This window comes from Microbulbifer sp. THAF38, assembly GCF_009363535.1.
Taxonomy (GTDB): Bacteria; Pseudomonadota; Gammaproteobacteria; order Pseudomonadales; family Cellvibrionaceae; genus Microbulbifer.
In genome coordinates, this window is sequence record NZ_CP045369.1 from 3,976,001 (window position 1) to 3,995,216 (window position 19,216).

At 51.8% G+C, this 19,216-nt stretch carries 15 protein-coding genes and 1 riboswitch; of the genes, 6 read left to right on the forward strand and 9 right to left on the reverse strand.

The features are described 5' to 3' along the window. Positions 1-66: 66 nt before the first annotated feature. Entirely contained in the window at positions 67-3,054 is a 2,988-nt protein-coding gene (locus FIU95_RS17230; protein ID WP_152454932.1) for a TonB-dependent receptor, read from the reverse strand. A 520-nt stretch (positions 3,055-3,574) separates the two neighbouring features. After that, positions 3,575-4,276 (reverse strand): gamma-glutamyl-gamma-aminobutyrate hydrolase family protein, encoded by a 702-nt coding sequence (locus FIU95_RS17235; RefSeq protein ID WP_152454933.1) that lies wholly within the window; start codon positions 4,274-4,276, stop codon positions 3,575-3,577. 339 nt (positions 4,277-4,615) lie between these two features. Here FIU95_RS17235 and FIU95_RS17240 point away from each other — a divergent pair, with 339 nt between their 5' ends. Beyond that, positions 4,616-6,217: an AbgT family transporter gene (locus FIU95_RS17240; protein WP_152454934.1), complete on the forward strand. Its 1,602-nt coding sequence runs from the start codon at positions 4,616-4,618 to the stop codon at positions 6,215-6,217. Positions 6,218-6,955: 738 nt separating this feature from the next. After that, a complete protein-coding gene (locus tag FIU95_RS17245; protein WP_152454935.1) occupies positions 6,956-8,023 on the forward strand; it encodes an AraC family transcriptional regulator in 1,068 nt (355 codons plus the stop codon). Between the two features lie 179 nt (positions 8,024-8,202). Here FIU95_RS17245 and cobO read toward each other — a convergent pair whose 3' ends face one another. The 3 genes from cobO to FIU95_RS17260 form a co-directional block, all read right to left on the reverse strand. Next, positions 8,203-8,826, reverse strand: a complete 624-nt coding sequence (gene cobO, locus FIU95_RS17250; RefSeq protein WP_371416940.1) for a cob(I)yrinic acid a,c-diamide adenosyltransferase — start codon at positions 8,824-8,826, stop codon at positions 8,203-8,205. 51 nt (positions 8,827-8,877) lie between these two features. After that, positions 8,878-9,696, reverse strand: coding sequence for an alpha/beta fold hydrolase (locus FIU95_RS17255; protein WP_172975444.1), 819 nt, complete (start codon positions 9,694-9,696; stop codon positions 8,878-8,880). A 132-nt stretch (positions 9,697-9,828) separates the two neighbouring features. After that, complete coding sequence (locus tag FIU95_RS17260) at positions 9,829-11,643, reverse strand: TonB-dependent siderophore receptor (protein WP_152454938.1); 1,815 nt, start codon at positions 11,641-11,643, stop codon at positions 9,829-9,831. Between the two features lie 125 nt (positions 11,644-11,768). Next, positions 11,769-11,933: riboswitch (cobalamin riboswitch) on the reverse strand. Between the two features lie 272 nt (positions 11,934-12,205). Here FIU95_RS17260 and FIU95_RS17265 point away from each other — a divergent pair. Beyond that, positions 12,206-12,460, forward strand: a complete 255-nt coding sequence (locus FIU95_RS17265) for a hypothetical protein (RefSeq protein ID WP_152454939.1) — start codon at positions 12,206-12,208, stop codon at positions 12,458-12,460. A 42-nt stretch (positions 12,461-12,502) separates the two neighbouring features. Continuing rightward, the gene (locus FIU95_RS17270; protein WP_152454940.1) at positions 12,503-13,600 is read left to right on the forward strand and encodes a YHYH protein; all 1,098 of its coding nucleotides are present in this window, start codon (positions 12,503-12,505) and stop codon (positions 13,598-13,600) included. Positions 13,601-13,611: 11 nt separating this feature from the next. Here the strand turns inward: FIU95_RS17270 and FIU95_RS17275 are convergent, their stop codons facing one another. From FIU95_RS17275 to radA, 4 genes are read right to left on the reverse strand one after another with little or no spacing between them, the layout of a single operon-like run. After that, positions 13,612-14,406, reverse strand: a complete 795-nt coding sequence (locus FIU95_RS17275; protein WP_172975445.1) for an ABC transporter ATP-binding protein — start codon at positions 14,404-14,406, stop codon at positions 13,612-13,614. Beyond that, a complete protein-coding gene (locus FIU95_RS17280; protein ID WP_152454942.1) occupies positions 14,403-15,398 on the reverse strand; it encodes an iron ABC transporter permease in 996 nt (331 codons plus the stop codon). Before FIU95_RS17280 ends, FIU95_RS17275 begins: the two co-directional genes overlap by 4 nt. Then, positions 15,382-16,215: an ABC transporter substrate-binding protein gene (locus FIU95_RS17285; protein ID WP_152454943.1), complete on the reverse strand. Its 834-nt coding sequence runs from the start codon at positions 16,213-16,215 to the stop codon at positions 15,382-15,384. The genes FIU95_RS17280 and FIU95_RS17285 overlap by 17 nt, the downstream gene beginning before the upstream one ends. Before the next feature lie 5 nt (positions 16,216-16,220). Next, entirely contained in the window at positions 16,221-17,615 is a 1,395-nt protein-coding gene (gene radA, locus FIU95_RS17290) for a DNA repair protein RadA (RefSeq protein WP_152454944.1), read from the reverse strand. A 306-nt stretch (positions 17,616-17,921) separates the two neighbouring features. Between radA and FIU95_RS17295 the strand changes: the two genes are divergently transcribed. Together FIU95_RS17295 and FIU95_RS17300 are read left to right on the forward strand one after the other, a co-directional pair. Further along, on the forward strand, positions 17,922-18,323 hold the full coding sequence (locus tag FIU95_RS17295; RefSeq protein ID WP_253868716.1) for a pseudoazurin: 402 nt from the start codon (positions 17,922-17,924) through the stop codon (positions 18,321-18,323). 13 nt (positions 18,324-18,336) lie between these two features. Then, positions 18,337-19,134, forward strand: a complete 798-nt coding sequence (locus FIU95_RS17300; protein WP_152454946.1) for an MBL fold metallo-hydrolase — start codon at positions 18,337-18,339, stop codon at positions 19,132-19,134. Positions 19,135-19,216 lie beyond the last annotated feature (82 nt).

The window sequence follows — 19,216 nt, forward strand, 5'->3', positions numbered from 1 at the left end:
AAAAGGAAGTCCTCTCTTTAGAGAAGACCTCCTGCAATCACATATCAATTTATAATAATTTTTCAGCTAGAACCTTGCACTTGCTCCAAATCGGAAATACCGAGGAGTTTGATACTCTTGATTCACACCCCAACTTGGATCCAATACACCAGGACTTGATTCAGCAAACTCATAAACTTCTGTCTCAGCATCCGCATCAAGAAGGTTAAACACCTCAGCCCTAAGCTCTACATCAGCCAAGCCAATGCGGGTACTATAGACAAGGGATAAATCTATCTGATTGACCCAACTCGTTCGCCCTCTACTGCCACGAGTTGTCTTGATTAGATTTCCATTTGAATCAGTCACATAATAAGTATCTCCATAGGCCGGGGTTCCATTAGGATGACCAGCACCAAAGGAGTTAATTGGACGCCCAGATTGCAAAAGGAAATTTGCCCCCAATAAAAGGTTTTCCATCACCTGATAGTTCCCATAAATCTTTACTTTATGAGTCCGATCATTTGGCAAATATCCGTTGGCTCCATCCATCAACTCGGGGAAATCAAAATCTTGGGTAATCCCAGCATCGTCCTGAGCATTGTCTGACTTAACGTACCCTTCACTATTCCCCTTACTTTGAGACCAGGTATAACTCGCATTTAACCCCCAAATACCATCAAAGGCGCGCTTCGCAGATAACTCTAACTCCCTATAAGTCCTTTTGGCTTCGGGATAATTAAGCAATTCAGCTGAAAATGTGGTCATTTCCAGCTCACCAGTTCCATAGCGATCATAGGGTATAGTGATATCACTTCCTGGATTTGCAAGCACATAACCATGGCCATCACCAGTGTGCTCATATCCCAAAGCATCTACCGCATGGTCAATACTCACATCATCAATATGCGATTTTAAATCACGATAGGTAGCTTTAATTCCTAATGTCCAGTCATCAGCAAAAAGCCTCTCATAACCAAGAATAAACTCATCCTGATACATAGGCTTGAGGTCTTTGTCTGATAGCTGAGCACTATCCGGCACATTACCACCTGAAGTTACCCTTGCAGGTCCAACTTCTTCAGATGTAGGAACCCCATCGGCACCTACATTTGTAGGCGCGTATGTCTTCGGATCGTATCCACCATCAAAAATGAAATATCTTTCAAATCCCAATTCACCGCCAGATAAGCGTACATTGGTATTGGAAGCGATAGGCATAAAGTAACGGCCCCAATTACCAAATACCCTAGACTCGCCATCACCAGCTGGGTCCCAAGAGAAACTTAATCTTGGTGCCCATTGATCATCAATTTCAATAAATGTATCCCCTTCTCCATTAAGATTGGAGAAAGTTTCATTACGAATTCCTGCACTTAAGGTAAGTGTATCGGTAATATCCCAGGTATCTTCGATATAAAAAGCTTTTGACTCAACTTCAAAGTCCCCTTCCACATCGCCAACCCGATAAGAGACTATATGAACAAGAGAGCCATCACCATTTACATCATCAACCACCGTGCCATTGGGGAGCTCTTTACCAGGTTTATATGAATCATAAGTGTAAAACACTCCCCCATCTTCCCTAAAACCTGTTCCAGAATAAGTTTCTTTGGAGGAAGAGGAGTTAGTTTCCTGATCATAGCCGAAGCGTATTGTGTGATCATTAATCACCCACTCAAAATCGATACGATCAGCTACCCTTTCATCACCTCCAGTTTGAACCCTAGAGCTAGCTTGACAACCAGGTCTGTCATCCGTATTTCCAGGTAAGGCACCGGCACTAAAGTCCCTTACGTAAGGGCACTCCATATCTGTCGTACTAATTGTGGTCAATGAATATTCATTCTGGCCATGGAGCATAGACACACTAAAATTATCTGTTATCTGGCCATCATAGCGAACAAGCCAGTTATCTCCGCCACGTTTATCCCACTTAGTGCCCGTATACTCTTTTTTATCTCTATTAAAATAATCGTAATCAAATTGATCATTTTCCCTGGTGCGCTTATCAGAGAATTGCATATAAGAAAGAATATGGTTATCGGTTATGTTCCAGGTTAAATTAGCCCCCCAAAAATCATCATCAATATCTCTCTCATTGTATCTTCCCGGGCTCCCTTTCGTGTTGAATTCCTCGGCTGTTTCCTGCTGTTCGTAAAGGACATAGTAAAATAATTTATCCGGAATGATAGGGCCACTAACATAATAATCAGTTGTATACTTGGACAACTCATTTTCAGAATTTAGGTCGTAGAGAGTTCCATCGGCTGAGAGGGAGTCTGGAGCTTCTGCACGCAGGGCTGCCGGCTCATAATAGGCAACAACACCATACTCAAATTCGTTAGTGCCCTTCTTGGTAACAGCATTGAATACTCCCCCCAAAGAACGGCCAAACTCAGCACTATACCCCCCAGTTTTTATTTGAAACTGATCATAAAATTCAAAGGGAACCGATGACCCACCCAACCCATTGCGGAAATTAGTGACATTGAGACCATCAATGTAATAGGCGTTTTCTCCTACTGAAGCCCCTCCAAATGATATCAACTCTTTCTCTTCGCCAAACCCAGAGTCACCCAAAACGGTACCCGGAGCCAATAAAGCAACCGATTCAATATTACGTGCTACCGGTAACATCTCTATATCTGACAAGCCAATATTCAGTGCCGATTCTGCCGTGCCAGTGCGAATCTGGGGAATGGCCTCCCCCACTACAACTACCTCCTCCAGATCTCCCAATGTCAAAGGTATATCCAACTTAGTGGAGCTACCTATTGAAACCGCAACGGCTTCAACTATCGCTGGCTGGTAGCCATCCTTCTGAACAGTCACTCTGTAAATGCCAGTAGGCAAATTCACTCGGAAGTCACTATCCCCACCTGTGGACATAGTCCTTCTAAAGCCATTTTTTTCGTTTTCTATAATAATTGTAGCGCCGCTCAGATCATTACCACTGCTACTGATAACTGTCCCATCAATCGACCCATTCACGTTACCTGCTGCCAGCGCTTGCCCCCCAATAACCGGCAAGCTTATAGATGCAGCCAGAAGCACCCGCTTGAAGTTCTTCATAAAGCCATCCTTTTGATTATCAATAAATTTATAATTTATTAGTTACAAGCTTTATTAAAACCGATGATCGTCCCCCAGCGACCTCATTATCAACATGAACAAAATAGTGATTCAACCAACTAGAAAAGCCATATTATTCCTCTTCAAACAGCCAACACAACAATCTTGAAACCTCACTCAAGTGGGAAAATAAAAATAACGCCAGAAAATAAATTCCAGCAGCTACAACAAAAAAATAAACCGACAAATTAACAAATGAGCAACCAAAGCGGCGTCAAAAAACATCAAAAAGCTTCCAGAGCCACCAAGACAGGAATAAAGAAATAAAATTGGCGGGCAATAAATTAAAATCCCAAGGACTAGCCAAAAGGCAAAAAGTTTCCATTAAAACTTCAAGAAATATTGCCCATTTATTCTGTCAAATTTAATAATGGAGAAAAAAGAAGTGGAGGAACAAAGGATAAACACTAAAAACCAGGCAACAAGCCAACGGGGCAGCATTAGCTACCCCTTGAAAATTCTATTTACGTAAAAACTCTAACATCCACTTGGCAACCATATTCTCGTGAATATCGTTTTGAAGGGAGGCCTGCCCCTTTTCCACTACATCAGAACCAAACACCTCTCGGCGCAATTCCATCAGGCTATTGGAATAAGGCTTGGTAAATTCAGGGTGGGCCTGGAAGGTGAGCATATGATCATCAACCTGGAGCATCGCCATTGGGCAGAAATCATTAGAAGCCAGCACCCGGCCGCCGGGAGGTAGAGTATCCACTTGGTCCTGATGGGTAACCAGCAGGTTAAAGCTATTCGTAGGCTCCGACATCCAGGAGGGTGTTTCCTGCATTTCATAAGAATGTACCCCCAATCCCCAGCCCTTATCAGATTTGCGGGCCCTTCCACCCAGTGCCTGAGCGATCAACTGGTGGCCAAAGCAGATTCCAATGGTAGGTTTTTTCTGGTCGTGTAGCTTCCGCACGAAGTCCATTAGGGGTGGTATCCACTCCTTATCGTCATAGACACCGGTTTTACTGCCAGTAATCAAATAGGCATCCACTTCATCAATCTGGGCTGGGTACTGTCCGTGCTGTACCTCATAGGTAGAGAACTCCAGTGTGGGGTCCTGGCTGCGCAATAGGTCTGCGAACATCTCCGGGTATTCACCGTATTCGCCCACCAGTTCCTTGCGCACATCGTCGGTTTTTAAAACTCCAATCTTCATTATTTCACCCCTCGGTTGACTGCTGAGTTTTCGGATTATGGCATATTAAGAAATTCTGGGCGGCATGCGTGAGGCTCAAACAGACCACCTAAAACACCACCCCCTGAGTTTCGATTAGTTGTGCAGGGGTATCCCCTCGTTTCAATAGCCTGCCAAGATAACCCTCTTCTAAACAGGGTTTTACCGACCCACTAACCAATATCATTCCAGCGCCGGCATTCTTACCTAAAGGACTTTTGTGTATCATCGCGCCCTTAGCACATTTTTCAGCCAATTATTGGGCTAACGGGTATCCCAGAGGCAATTAGGGCTACTCGCCAACGAAATTGAGGACACACAATGACCACAACGACCTCCCCCAGCAACCAGCAGGAAAGCCCGCCGGGACGCAAAACAGCCTTTACCCGCTTCCTGGATGTGGTGGAGTGGCTAGGCAATCTGCTCCCCCACCCCATCACCCTCTTTGCGCTCTTTGCTGTGGGTGTGGTGATACTTAGCGGTATAGCCTCCTACTTTGGCCTGTCTGTGGCAGACCCACGCCCGGTTGGTGCGGCAGGACGCGATCCCGATGGGGTGATTGAGGTCTTCAACCTAATGAGTGGCGATGGCCTTCGAATGATCGTCACCAGCCTGGTGAAAAACTTTACCGGATTCGCGCCGCTGGGTACCGTTCTCGTAGCCCTGCTTGGGGTAGGTATTGCCGAGCATTCCGGCCTGCTGAGTGCCGCCGTTCGCGGTCTGGTGCTGCAGGCCTCCAAGCGCTCAGTCACCGTGATCGTGGTATTCGCCGGTATCATCTCCAACACCGCCTCTGAACTCGGCTATGTGGTACTGATCCCTCTTGCCGCTATGATCTTCCACTCCCTGGGCCGCCACCCTCTCGCCGGGTTGGCAGCGGCCTTTGCCGGTGTTTCCGGCGGCTACAGTGCCAACTTGCTGCTGGGCACAGTGGACCCGCTCCTATCGGGGATTACTGAATCCGCTGCGCATATGATCGACCCTACCTATAGCGTTGGGCCGGAAGTGAACTGGTTCTTTATGATCGTCAGTACCTTCCTGATCACCATTGTTGGCAGTTGGGTCACCATGGCCATCGTTGAACCCAAGTTGGGTAAGTACGACCCCAATGAGGCCTCCGTCGACCTGAGCCAGGACAAACTTGGTACGCTTACCGACGATGAAAAACGCGGCCTTAAGTACGCTGGCCTTGCGGTTCTGGCGGTATCCGCTGTTTTTGCCCTATCGGTGGTGCCCGAGTGGGGTGTGCTGCGCAACCCAGAAACTGGTCTGGTAGCCGGTTCTCCATTCCTGAAAGGTATTGTGTCTCTAATCCTTGTGTTCTTTGCGATCCCTGGCTTTGTCTACGGCAAGGTGGTGGGCACCATGAAGAATGACCGTGATGTCATTGATGCCATGGCCAAAAGTATGAACAGCATGGGGATGTACATCGTACTGGTGTTTTTCGCTGCGCAGTTCGTCGCCTTCTTCAAGGTGACCAATCTGGGGACTATTTTCGCCGTACTGGGCGCCGATGCCCTGCAGAGTATCGGCCTGACAGGCCCACTGCTGTTCCTGTTCTTTATCATGATGTGCGGGTTTGTGAACCTGATGCTGGGCAGTGCCTCGGCACAGTGGGCCGTTACCGCTCCAATCTTTGTGCCGATGTTGATGCTGCTGGGCTATGCGCCTGAAGTGATCCAGGCCGCTTATCGAATTGGCGACTCAGTGACGAATGTCATTACGCCGATGATGAGCTACTTCGGTCTGATCATCACCTTCGCCGCACGCTATAAGAAAGACCTGGGGATGGGGACATTGATCGCCACAATGATTCCCTACTCCATCTTCTTCTTTGTTGGCTGGACTGCCCTGTTCTATATCTGGGTATTTGCCCTGGGCCTCCCCGTTGGGCCCGGTGCAGCAACCTATTACGGTGGCTAAAGCCCCGATTTTTAAAAAGGCCCGCTTTTAGCGGGCCTTTTTAATTATGAAAGAAATGTGCAAATTAAAGCGCCTCACTGGGAGAGAAAGCTCAACAGCGCTTCAACAAAATCACTATAATCTTGCGCTCAATTGGTACCACCGAGCCAATACCGCATTTTTTTGTCAGTCCTGACTAAAAAACTAATATTCCCGGTGACGCAGTCGTCATAAAACAAAAAGAGCTTAAAAGAAATAAAAGGGGATAAATTACCCCAAAAGGCTCAATAAAAAGATTTATTTTCCGCTAGGCAGTATTCGAGAAGCACCCTGAAGTTATCAATGGCCTTTAAAACATCTAAATAAAACGAGTAACATTACTTCGTAATAACATTTTGCGGAGATCGATACGCGGATTATCGCCAGCATAGACCTGCCCTGATCTAACTATCATTTATTTTTTCCGCTCAGGACGAGCACCGTGGTTGTGCCCTACCTTACCTTCTTTGAGAAGGTAAAGATTGCTATTGCCCTCCATTACAGACATTACAGGACGTCAATTCAGAGCAGGCCCTGGCCGAAGACTGTCCTCTAATTCAGTCGCTATAAAACCCCACTTGATAAATACCATGGGCCGTAAGGCTCTTTTTTATCCCTGGGTTCCGCCCTTATTCGATCTATTCCGACGGATTAACCCCTTCACCCTGGGAAATGTATAACAGCAATTTTTTCCCAGGGAATTCACAGGATTTATAAAAATTGACTCAACAAATAAGAACGACCCTGTTAACAGGCTTTTACGAGTTGGTGAGCCAATTAAAAGCTAGCCCTGAAGCCCTGCTAATCAGCTCACGTATCAACCCCCACCAGGTGGAAAGCCTGGATGGGTATCTGGCGCTTGATCAGGTCGCCGAACTGGTACATAAGACCGCTAGCCAATTGAACTGTGCTGACTTTGGCCTGCGCCTCGCTCACAGCCAAGGTGCCGCCGCACTGGGTTCCCTTGGGGCGGCAGTATTGCAGTCCCTTACCCTCGGAGAGTTTCTGAACGCTGCGATAAAACAGCTGGGTAACTCACCCTATAATCTGCGGGTTGAACTCACCAAAAAAGGCAAGCATACGCACCTGGACTTTCTTTGTGTCGATGACCTCGAAGCCCAGCTCGCCGAGGACTCCCCCCTCGCCCAGCAACAGTGCCGGGAATTTTTGCTCGGCGTATCACTCGTCGCCCTCCAGCACCTGTGCGGCAGCAACTTTCAACTGGAAAGCGTCCATCTAAAAGCCGAGCGGCCGTTACACAGCCATTACGAAAACTTTTTTGGGGTTCCGGTGCGCTTTGGCAAGGAAACAGATGCGTTCATCCTAAATAGTAGCTCCCTGCTACAGCCCACCGAGAAGTGCAATCCAAGCCTGCGCCCACTGTTGAAAACCTACATCGAAGAGCTTCTGCAGCAGGGAGAATCCAGTTTAATAGAGCAGGTGCAGCAGCTAATCTACTGCCTGATGCCATTAAAGCGCTGCAGCCTGCAAGAGGTGGCCAACCAGTTGGGTATGCACAAACGCACCTTACAACGGCGGCTGCGGGACCGTGACTTGGTATTTGAAGATCTGTTAGATCGCATTCGCCGGGAGCGCGCCGAATACTATTTAAGCGGTAAACAGCCGCCCATGTCCCAGATTTCCGATATGCTGGGCTATCGCGAACAGAGCTCTTTCAACCGCGCCTGTTATCGTTGGTTTGGCACCACTCCGATGCGCGTCAGACGCCAGCTAATGGCGCAACTGGCTGCCCGAGAAGCGGCACAAGAGTTGGCGGAAGTCGAATAAGTAGAGCCACTATGGAGCTTTGGCTGTATATACTCTGAGACAGCCAAAGCCTTTATCCAGCATCTCTACTCACCATCACCTTTTTTACTAACCATCACCTGTCCACCGGCTCCATCCTATCCAACCCAGCCTAGCCCGTCATAGTCACGACTTTGATTATGGTTATTGCGAAGGCAAATTCACCACTCTATGCCCCTGCGGGCGGCAACTCCGGTATTGAACGCGTGTTTTTCCGCACGCATTTCACTCACAGTATCGGCAATATCTTTCAGGTACTGTTTGGCCCCTCGCCCGGTAATAATGACCGATTGCTCCCTGGGACGCTGTTGTATCGCCTGTAACACTTCTTCTTTGTCCAACCAACGGTAATTCAGGGCGTAGGTAAGTTCATCCAAAACCACCAGATAAACCCGTTCATCCCGCAACGCTTCCCGCGCCTTCTCCCAAAGTGCCATCGCCGCGGCTTTATCGGCCTCAAAGTCCTGAGTTTCCCAGGTAAAATCCGTACCCATTTGGTGCCATTGCAGCGGGTGGGCAGCCCCCATTAGCAGGTTCTTTTCTCCACACTCCCAGGTCCCCTTAATGAACTGAGTCACCACGGTGGAATAGCCAAAGCCCAGGGCTCGAGTGACGGTACCCATAGCCGCAGTAGTTTTCCCCTTGCCATCTCCGGTATAGAGAATCACGATACCGCGCTCATCCAGGGCTTTGGAAACTGCCTCATCCACAATTTTTTTACGGTTCTGCATTCGCGCCTTATGGCGACTATTTTTATCTTGTGATTCTGAGCTCATAAAAACCATCGAATACTAAAATAATAGGAAGGGAACTGATAAAGCCACTTACATTCATTTTTAATCAGCCAGTGCCAAAAATTCAGAAATAAAATTCCAAATCAGGTCGTCCTGCCAAAGGACATTATGACCACCGGAAAAAACAGCCAAACGTGCATTGGGTATCTGCTGGAATAGGGCCTGCTGATTTTTAAAAGGAGCAACACTATCATAGCGTCCCGCGCAGATCAGTGTCTCCACTTCCAATTCCGGTAAGCGCGAGAAGGTATCATGACCCTTTCTCGCTTGGAGTTGTCGCGAACGGCATAGGACACCCTCAGGCTTCTTCGCGGCCAGTTCACAGACTTGTCGATAATAACGGCTTAAAGAAGCATGAAGCGCGGATTCTGAGTTTATTCCGCCGGCAGTTTGTAAACGCCGGTCCCCTGCTGTCACCCACAAATTTACTTTTTCCTCGAGGCTCATTGCCTCGATATCGTAATTATGAAATGGAAATGAAGCGCCTCCATGACCTCCAGAGCTGGTGACCAATAAAATAAGTTTTTCCACCATCTGTGGATACTGTAAGGCAAACTCCTGGGCAACCATACCGCCAAATGACTCACCCAATAAAAAAGCCTCCCTCCAGCCGAGATGATCCATCAGGCGTTTAAGGTCCAGAGCATAATCGGCCATATTGGGGGAGTCGAGCGGCGAATTAGACTGGCCGATGCCACGGGGGTCGAAGGTTAGTATTTCAAACTGGTTTGCCAGCGGGGAATCAAAAATCGTCGGAGCTACTCTGAGGTCACTGAGAGTGCCGGGGTGAAATACCAGACGGGGACCATTTCCGCGAATTTCGAAATGCAATTCCACGCCATTATTACTAAATACCGCCACAAAATAGCTCCCAGAAAAAACCAGACGCTGCAATAGTAGCTGCCGGGAAGAGAAACACCGGAATTGAGTCGTTGAATTGTCAAAAGAGAGTGAACAGAGAGATAGCCCAAAGGGCCATCTCTCGAAAGGTTTTTACAGGCTAAATTCTATACCCGCATAAACTGCCGCGCCTGCAGTGTAATAACCCGCAACTTCGCGATAGTTCCGGTCCAGCACATTTTCACCGCGTAGATTAACCCGCATATTGGGGGAGACCCGATAGACAGCATTAAGATCAACCTTGCTGTAGTTTTCCAAGGCAATCCTGGTATAACCATCAATACGATCCTCAACCCGCTGCCAGTTACCACTCAGAGTCAACTTATCTCCCAGCCATTGTTGGCTTAGGCCGAAGTTAAATACTCTCTGAGGAACTCCGCCACGCTGAGCGCCCGTGAAGTCCTCTGAGTTCAGCCAAGTGCCAGTTATAGACCAATCCAGGCTGCCATTAAGGTTGCCACCCAAGGACAGCTCCACCCCCTCAGATTGACTCTCACCGTTATCCTGTTCAAAAGACCAGGTTATGTAATTATAAAAAATAGCATCGTTGATCTCCTGGTCGAAGTAGGTCAGTTCAGCCTGTAATAATTGTGCCCACTGGTATTCCAGGCCCAACTCATAACCACGACTGGTTTCAGCTCCCAAAGAAGCGTTCGTAGTATATTCGTACGGACTCGGAGCACGGTAACCAGTTCCAAAATTCGCGCGATATTTAAGCTGATGATCTTCACCTAGAGAAACCGGTAGGGCTGCAGAGACACGCCAGCTATTGTGGTTCTCAACCTCCAAACTATCCCGGCGATACCCCAATGTATAAAATACCTTTTCAGCAAAGTCACTGTGCCATTCAGTAAATAAACCTGTGCTTTCCAGCACCTCATCACCTGAAGTGACTCCAGCAAACTGTGTAGCATATTTCTGCTGTTCATACTCTCCGCCCCACAGCAGTTTTCCGCTGCTCAAAGTATGGCTGCCGATATAATTTGCCTCACGAATTTCACCGCTAGTTATAAAGGGAAAGGCCCCAGGGCTGAGTCCCTCTTCTCGATCAATCTCCTGCTGAGAAAGGCTTACTCTATGATTCCAGTTAGCAAACTGGTAATTACTACTAAAGATGTAAAATTCCTGGTCGAAACGACTCAGGCAATCATTAGGAAAATCCGAAAAACAGTTGTCATACTCGGTCTCAGTATCCACCTTGCGGTACTGACCCTCGAGAGATAGGTTCTCATTGACTTGGTAACCAAGGCGTGCACTGGCGGTAAGATTATCGTAACCATCTTCCTCACCAGAAGTATCATTTTCGGTCGCATTAAAACCATCGGTGGAATAGTCAGAAACATTCAAGTCATAGTACCAGGACTCAATGCTTCCCCCCAGATTCGCATTGGCGCTCTGGCTTCCGTAACGGCCCGCCTCTACAGAGGCGCTGGCGTTAACGCTCTCAGTGGACCTCTTGCTGATAATATTAATCACGCCACCGGCGCCAGCACCGTAAAGCATGCCCTGGGGACCACGCAGGACTTCGATACGCTCAATATCGCTGGCCTGCAAGTGCTGCAATTGGGTACTTACCTGCAAACCCGTCGGGTCGGCAATATTCACCCCATCCAGTAACACCAGGGTGCGGAAGTTACTTTCACCGCGGATAAATAAGGAACTGACCTTGCCAGCACCGCCGCTATTGCTGACAGCCACACCCGGCAGAGTGCGCATCACATCCAATAGGCTGGTGTAACCCAAGCGCTCGATATCGGCAGCATTAAGAATTGAAACAGAGACGCCCAGCTGGCTCTTGGGCAGATCCAGGCGGCTGGCGGTCACGGTGATTTCTTCCAGGTCCGCAGCCACAGACAATAGCGGTTGCGCCGCAGCAAAGACGGCAGCGGCTAATAAAGTTTTTTTCATTGTGGTTCCCCAATCTCGAACAGAAAAACGGATTGAGGGAGGGTGAGTACAATCGGTGCGCAACCCAGGCGGGCACACTGACCAGACAAAGCCCTCCGCTTTATCCTCGAGGCCGGATATAAAAACTCCGGCTTAGTGCCGAGGGCCGGTATCGGGCTTGTCATTTTTCAACGAAAAATGATTTACCGTTGCGGGGGCAGCGCCGGACTCTGTGTACACATCACCGGACTTCCCGTTTACCCCAGCCAAGTGACATTGCACTGCTGGGCACCCAAAGCGGCGGCAAGTATAACAGCGTGGCCGACGCTTCCCCAGCGAAAGTAAGACGTTATATCCACGGGATAATTTTCAATAAAAATCTGTTTTTCAAACGCCTCTCAGCCTCTTGCTCGCTTGCACACTTCTTTACCAAAAATCCACATTGCTTACGCATTCCTGAACTATGTTGGCTTGCAAGTGCTGGTTAAAAAATATCCCTGAGAAAGGAGTACCGGCCACCGGTGTCACCACAATCTGCACATTTGGGTGCAGGCAAACCCCATCCGCCCCCAAGGAGCACACCATGCATAAAGTCATTTTACCTATCGCCCTATTGGCCTTGATTTCCACCGCTACGGCACAACCGCGCAAACCCCCTCAGGAGGCTTTTGATGCCTGTAACGGCAAGTCTGAGGGTGATGCCTGCACTGTGGAAACCCCGCGCGGTACTTTAGAGGGAACTTGCCGTAAACCCCCTCAGGAAGAACAAATACTGTGTGTACCGACAAAAATGGAAGGCCGTGGACCTCGCAAAGATAAAGAAAAGGATTCGCAGTAAATTTTGCGGCCTCCCGGGGGCCGCGCAGTTTGGAAATGTCGTATGAAGAAGTGGTTTTTATTCAGCCTCGCCTGTGTTGCCCCCGCGGCCCTGGGCCATCTGCCACAAACTGCCGTTGAGGCCTGCCAGGGCCTCTCTACTGGCAGCAGTTGCACCATCAATCACAGCGCAGGACAGTGCTTCAGCTTATCTGAACAGCAAAGCCTGGTCTGTGTGCCAGACCAATTAGATATTGCCAGGGCCCCTATTCAGGATCGCGCTAATGGCAGACCACCGGCGCGCAAGCACCGGGTGGTACAGTCAGAAGGACTGCAATATAAAGTCCCCGCCGACCGTGACCCGATCACCTCGAGCCGTATTAAAGTCACTATTGAGGGCCCTTGGCGGGTGATTGAGGCCAACGGTATTTCCATACACAAAACCGGCGCCTTCCCCAACTCCGGTAATCCCCACGAAATAGAGATCCAGCGTTACAAATACCGAGTGCCTGCAAACCCCAAAGTGGCAAAAAAATCCACGCCGGTAACTCTGCAAAATTTTGGCATTGGCATTAACGGCGTGCCTTTTGATCCCAGCGCGGCGGAATGGTATTTGGGCAACCGCGGTATCTGGCGCTACGAGGCACTCTCCGGTGCCGTGCCTCTGGGTGTGGACGACAATTATGCCCATGTTCAACCGAACGGCGCCTACCACTACCACGGCCTGCCCACTGGACTGCTAACACGATTGCATGTAACGCCACAGCAGCATTCACCATTGATTGGTTGGGCCGCAGATGGTTTTCCCATTTACGCATTGTATGGCTATGAAGATGGCATGAGTGGGGAATCTAGTATCGTAAAAATGCATTCCAGCTATCGGGTAAAATCTGGACCTCGACCAAAAGGCAGTAAGCAACCTGGCGGCTATTACGACGGCACCTTTGTGGCGGACTACGAATATGTTGAAGGGGCGGGCTCCCTCGATGAGTGCAATGGCCGCTTTGTGCGCACCCCGGAATTCCCCCAGGGCACCTATGCCTATTTCCTCACCGAAGAGTGGCCAATAATTCCGCGCTGCTACAAAGGCACACCGTCCGAAGACTTCCGCCGCGGACCCGCAATGGGGCGGCCGCAGCCCCCGCGCCGGCGATTTGGTTGAGATGAATAACTCTAGCCGCTGGATTTCCGCAACAAATCCAGCGGCACAAAATCGGCGATACCATCGCGCCAGCGGAATTCGCAACTCACTCCGTAAGCTTCGCCAATCAGCGCCGGGGTCAGCACCTCCTGCGGTATTCCCTGTGCCAGCATTTCACCATCCAGCATCAAGAGAATCCGATCACAAAATCGTGCCGCCAGGCTGAGATCGTGCAGTGCCAACACCACGGTTTTGCCACTGTCGGCCAGACTGCGGAAGTTCTGCATCAGCTGAAGCTGATGACGAATATCCAGCGCCGCGGTGGGCTCATCGGCAATCAGCAACGGCGCCCGCCCCACTAACAGGCGGGCCAATTGCACACGGCGCAGCTCGCCACCGGATAATTGAGTGACCGGGCGCTGGGCAAATTCCTGCGCATCCACCAATAACAACGCCTGTTGAATTCTCTGCTCGCGATCCGGCAGACGCCCCCAAGGTAGTAATCCCAGCGCCACCATATCCGCCGCACTGAGAGACCAGGCCGGAGTTTCCGACTGCGGCAGGAAAGCCCCCAGCCGCGCGCGCTGGGCCGCCTTCATCTGCCCAGAGGCCAGACCATTTAACTCTACGCGCCCGCTACTGGGATTTTGAACTCCTGACAGACACTGCAACAGACTGCTCTTACCAGCCCCATTGGGCCCCACCACAGCGGTTAGCTCAAAGGGCTTAAATGCACAATGGATTCCACGCAGGACACTCTTGCGCCCACGCTCTAGCCCCAGCTCAATGCAAGCGGCCTCGATCGTTTGCTCAGCCGCAATACTCACAACCACTGCCCCCTACGCGCCGTCAGAATTAGCCAAAAGAAAAAAGGTGCACCGATAAAGGCGGTGACCGCACCAATGCGCAGCTCCTGAGCGCCGACAAAATTAATCACCAGGATATCTGCCAGCAGCAACAGCAACGCCCCAGCTAAAGCACTGATCCAAAGTAAGCGGGCGGGGTCCTGGCGCACCAGAGGGCGCACCAGGTGCGGCACCACCAATCCGACAAAACCGATGGTGCCAGCTACTGCCACAGCACCACCCACGGCACTGGCAATACCCAGCAGAATAAGAAAGGGATAGGCACGACTCTGGAAACCCAAGGAAGCTGCGCTGTCTTCACCCAAGGCCAGCGCGCGCAAATAATTGCGTGTGAAAAACAGGCACAGCACCCCCACCGCCAAAAAGGGCAATGCCAAAAACAGCTGGTCCCAGCCGCGATTGGCCAGCGAGCCCATCAACCAGAACACCACTTCCTGCATGGCGAACATGCTCGGCGCATAGTTAAGCGCCAGCGCAATCAGTGCCGATAGGAAAGCGTTAATAGCCACACCCGCCAACACCAGCCGCCCGGCACTGGCGCCCCGCCCCGCCAACAGCCACACCGCCGCCGCCGCGCTAAAAGCACCGCCGATAGCCAGAGCCTGCAGCAGCCAACCGGACTTCCAGGCGGCGCCATAATAGAGAAACAGTACCGCCGCCAAAGCCGCACCGCTGGAAACACCGAGCAGCGCCGGCTCCGCCAGGGGATTGCGCAACATCCCCTGCATGGCCGCGCCGCCCATTCCCAGGGCAGCGCCCACCAATATCGCCAACAGGGCGCGGGGCAGCCGCAACTGCCACAGGATCACCGCATCGCTGCTCTGGCCACTCCAGCCCTCGGCCAGCGCACTGGAAAGATCCACCGAAACCGGGCCGCTGCCCAGTGCCCCGAGCAGGGCCAGCGGCAGAGCCGCCAGCAATAGAAAAACCGCGTTTTTATTGTGCTTTAACAAGGGCTTCCCTCTTATCCATCAGCTGTTGCAGCGTATCCACTATTGCCAATACTGGGCACAGGCTCAGTTGTTTCGGTAGGGTATAGGTGCGACCGCTATCGATATAGCGCTGTAGTACCGGATGGCGCGCCGCCAGGTAAGCCAGGGCAAAATGCTGTTCACTGCCATAGAAGACCAGCAGGTCCGGTTGCAGGGCGATTACTTCTTCCAGACTGATACGAGCCAGCCCCTGAGCGCTGGCGAGATTGTCAAAACCCGCGCGCTGCAGCAGCTGATGCTCCAGCATGCCGCTGCCATAAGTGATGTTATTGGCGGAGAGAATCACCGCGCTGGCGCGCTGTTTTGCGGCGGGCTGATCGAGTAGTTGCGCCAGCGCGCGTTTTTGCTGTTGCAGCGGAGAGAGCGGACCCAGTACGGCTTCTAAAGCATCGAGCTGTTGTTGCAGCTGCTCCAGGTTGTAGGCATCGGGAATGGTTACCACATTCACACCCAGAGACTGCAGCCGCTCCGCCGCACGCTGGGCACCGTACTGCCCGGCGAGCACCAGATCCGGCTTTAATGGCAGCAGCTCCTCGGCGCGGGCGCGGTTAAGTTGTACGTGTTCGGGAATCGGCAGGGAGCGATACTGTTCGGCAGCGGAGAGCCAAGTCAGGGAGGCAATATCCGCAGGTTGTGCCCAGTTCAGCAGCACCTGATCCAGACACAGGTTCAACGAAGCAATGCGCTCATAGGCCTGGACTTTCGCGGCCAGAATGAACACTGCACCGAGTAATAGTTGCCAGCAGAGAAGATGACGCCTGGACGTACGGGTACTCATCCGACTCAGCTCATGTCGATCACGGCAAGGGCTTCCGCCAGGGTTTTTACCGAGTGCATTTCCATACCCTCGATATCGTTTTTCAAGCGGTTGGCGGCGGGCACTATCGCCTTGCGGAAACCGTGCTTGGCCGCTTCGCGCAGGCGCTCCTGGCCCGAGGGCACCGGGCGGATCTCACCGGAAAGTCCCACCTCACCGAATACCACCAGATCCCGCGGCAACACCCGATTGCGAAAGCTGGAAACAACCGCCAGTAAAAGGGTCAGGTCGGCACTGGTTTCCATTACTTTGACGCCGCCCACCACATTGATAAACACATCCTGGTCGCCGACCAAGACGCCGCCATGGCGGTGCAACACCGCCAGCAGCATATTCAGGCGGTTCTGATCGAGGCCCACCGCCACCCGGCGCGGATTACCGAGGCTGCTGTCATCCACTAGAGCCTGCAGTTCGACCAGCAGCGGCCGGGTGCCCTCCCACACGGAAGTCACCACTGATCCCGCAGCGATCTCTTCAGCACGCTGCAGGAAAATAGCGGAGGGGTTGGAGACTTCTTTCAGGCCCTGCTCGGTCATGGCAAACACCCCCAGTTCATTGACCGCTCCAAAGCGGTTTTTATGGGCGCGCAGGGTGCGGAAGCGGGAGTCGTGAGTACCTTCAAGCAGAATGGAGCAGTCAATAATATGTTCCAGCACCTTGGGGCCGGCCAAACTGCCGTCTTTGGTGACATGGCCCACCAAAATCAGCGCAGTACCAGTCTGCTTGGCAAAGCGGGTCAGGTAAGCAGCACTCTCACGCACCTGGGCCACGGAGCCCGGAGCGGACTGCACATCGCTCATATGCATCACCTGGATGGAGTCCACTACCATCACGCGTGGATTCACCTCTTTAGCCGCCAGGCAGATGCGCTCTACATCGGTTTCACTGAGGAGCTGCAGGGAATCGGTGGGTAGGCCCAGGCGTTTGGCGCGCATAGCCACCTGCTGCAGGGATTCCTCACCGGTGATATACAGCGCTGGCATGGTAGTAGCCAGGTGGCACAGAGTCTGTAGCAATACCGTGGATTTACCGGCCCCAGGATGACCGCCGATCAACACCACCGAGCCCGGCACCAAGCCGCCCCCCAGCACCCGGTCGAGTTCCGAGGCGGAAGTGGGAATACGTGGCAGCTCGCTCAGGTCGATTTCCGAGAGCTTCTGCACCTTGCCAGCACCGGCGGCGCCGGCATAGCCACTCTGGGCATCGGTGAAATTGGCCGCGCGGCTGTCTTTGTGCTCCGGCCCCAAACGCACTTCAGAGAGACTGTTCCAAGCACCGCAAGCACTGCACTGCCCCGCCCACTTTGTGTAGTCAGCGCCACATTCATTACATACATAGGCAGTTTTGCGTTTAGCAGCCAAGGTTATTCCCCCAAAGCGTCACCCAGTCAAATTGGCGCACAGTTTACCCCTTATCTCCCTTCAGCGGGCAGCGCTTAACAGACAGATATGACTCTCCTTTACCCAAGTGGTGTATTGGCACTTTTTCCCACTTTCTCCGGGGTCTGCGCGATTGATCTAGATCAATTCTCCGTATTTTCACCGGGCTACTATCCGGCGCGTCTCGCCTCCTCCTAGGGGCAGAGTCACTACAACATCACTGACTACTCAAAACAGGAAGTAAATATGTCGTCTATTTCTCTTCGCGGTGCGCTTCTCGCACTCGTCATGGCCTCGACGTCCGCCCTGGCTGCAGATCACGAAGTTAAGATGCTGAACCAGGGCAAGGACGGCATGATGACTTTCGAACCCGCGTTCCTGAACGTTGCAGTGGGCGATACTGTCACCTTCCTGCCCACCGATATGGCTCACAACAGCCGCTCCGTACTCTCCCCGGCCGATGGCGACAGCTGGAATGGCAGCATGGGCGAGAAAGTCAGCGTGACCTTGAATAAGGAAGGCGTTTACCTGTACCAGTGCGATCCGCACCTGCCCTTGGGCATGGTCGGTGTCATTCAGGTGGGCCAGGCCGGCAATCTGGAAGATGCCAAGAAACACGCTCAAGGAATGAGTGAACGTATCGCCGTCAACAAGGAGCGCCTCAGCCAGTACCTTGACCTAATTAAATAAGAGGGGCCGCGGCGTGGACATTTTATTTGAGCAAGGCCCTCACCTGGTTGCGCGTTTCTGCGATCTGGTAAAAGAACAGAATGGCAGCGATGGAGTGCAGGCCAACCAGTTTGTGATTCGCCGCGGCACCCAGGGTGCGCTGATTGATCCCGGCGGTGATCTCACCTACACCCCCCTAACCATCGAACTCAGCCGCCACCTAAACCTGAACGATCTGGAATATATCCTGGCCTCGCACCAGGACCCGGACATCATTGCCTCACTGCCGCGCTGGATGCTGCACTCGCGCTGCAAGGTGGCAGTATCCAAACTGTGGTCGCGCTTCCTGCCCCACCTGGTCTCCGGCTTTGTCGCCTCGCGCGCCGGTAGTGAACGTTGGCAGGACCGTATTATTCCCATCAGTGACAAGGGCGCGGTGCTGCCTTTTGCCGACAGCGAAATCTGGGCCCTGCCTGCACACTTTATGCACTCCTGCGGCAATTTCAGTTTCTACGACCCGGTTAGCCGCATTCTGTTTTCCGGTGACGTGGGCGCTTCTCTCGGTGGTGAAGAGGGCGAAGTCAACGACTTCGATTCCCATATTCCATCCATGGAAGGTTTCCACCAGCGCTATATGGGGGGCAACTGGGCCTGTCGCCTGTGGGTGAAAATGGTGCGAGAACTAAATCCGGCCATGATTGTGCCCCAGCACGGCGGTTTTTTTGCCTCTGAGAAAGTTAAAGAAGGCTTCCTGAGCTGGTTGGAGAGGTTGGAGTGTGGACCCGATCTGCTGCGACATCAGGACTATCGCTTGCCGCTGAGGAAACCCTAAAGACCTGTCTAAAGGGCAGTTTTTAGAAACGATAACCCTATAGGCTCCGAGTCAATACCGGCGTAAAACCAACGGAGAGCGG